Origin of the sequence: Virgibacillus sp. 7505, assembly GCF_002272135.1 — a bacterium.
Taxonomy (GTDB): Bacteria; Bacillota; Bacilli; order Bacillales; family Amphibacillaceae; genus Terribacillus.
Genome location: NZ_NPBF01000249.1, coordinates 1 through 246 on the forward strand (window position 1 = coordinate 1; position 246 = coordinate 246).

Here is a 246-nt window from a genome sequence, read left to right on the forward strand (position 1 = left end):
TCATGTTCCCAATCGTTTCTTTAAAATCCTTGACATGAACTTTTAAAATCCGCTTGCCTAAAATGCGGATCCACTGCTCAGGATAACCGAATGGCAATACATTGCCTACGTCAAAATAAGCGCCAGCATGCTCTGATTGCAGTGAATCAATAAACGTCTTCATCTCAAGGGGCGACAACAAAAAGCGATTCCAGACGTTTTCAATTCCAATAGCGACGCCTAGCTCCTCCGCATACGGCAACAACG

1 protein-coding gene is annotated in these 246 nt (G+C 44.3%); it reads right to left on the minus strand.

Going from position 1 to position 246, the window contains the following annotated elements:
- On the minus strand, positions 1 to 246 hold a 246-nt coding region (locus CHH91_RS18820), incomplete at both ends, for a sugar phosphate isomerase/epimerase family protein (protein WP_141234235.1).